The organism is Vibrio sp. D173a, assembly GCF_030248475.1.
On record NZ_JAHGAH010000921.1, the window covers coordinates 1 to 846 of the forward strand.

Annotated in this window: 1 protein-coding gene and 1 pseudogene; both read right to left on the reverse strand. The window is 46.2% G+C overall.

The features are described from left to right. Positions 1–296: pseudogene (locus tag KIV40_RS30280) on the reverse strand (thymidine kinase); the annotation flags it as partial. Positions 297–393: 97 nt separating this feature from the next. Then, positions 394–846, reverse strand: a 453-nt coding sequence (locus KIV40_RS30285) for a DALR domain-containing protein (protein WP_309145839.1), incomplete at its 5' end; no start/stop codon positions are given.

Consider the following 846-nt stretch of genomic DNA (forward strand, 5'->3'; position numbering starts at 1 on the left):
TGATATACCTGCTCTTTCGATAAGAACTGGCACTCATCAATCAGAACACAGTGGCGCTTTTCTTCTTCATTAAGTGCTGCAATCGCTTGGAATAGATCCGTATCACTTTTGAACATCTGAGCTTCTGACTGAAGACCAATACGAGAACTTACCTTCCCTACACCGTAACGGTCGTCTAGGGCTGCGGTAAAGATGACGGGAGTCATGCCACGCTCTTGATAATTAAAAGAAGACTGTAGGAGCGTTGTTGATTTACCCGCGTTCATCGCAGAGTAATAAAAATACATCTGAGCCACAGAAATATTCCTGTTTAGTATAAATTGAATATGGAATTAAAGGTGTATATAGATTTTTGCTAGAAAAAAGGGCTGAAAATCAGCCCTTTTTATAAGATTACTTACGACGCCAAGTTGTGCCTTCTGGCCCGTCTTCTAGGATGATTCCTAGCTCGTTCAGCTTGTCACGTGCAAGGTCGGCGTTAGCCCAGTCCTTAGAGGCACGAGAGTCATTACGCAGCTTGATTAGTGCTTCAATTTCAGCCACTTCATCGTCATCACCCGCTTCACCTTGAAGGAAAGACTCAGGCTCTTGGTGAAGGATACCGATCACGTCAGCCAGCTCACGCATTAGCGCACCAAGCTCGCTCGCTTTCTCTAGGTTTTCTGTTTTCAGGCGGTTCACTTCGCGCGCCATGTCGAACAGAACTGAGTATGCTTCAGGCGTGTTAAAGTCATCGTTCATCGCAGTTGTAAAGCGAGTCACGTACTCTTCGCCACCCGCAGGTGCAACCGTTAGGTCAAGACCACGTAGTGATGTATATAGACGCTCTAGTGCAGAACGCGCTTG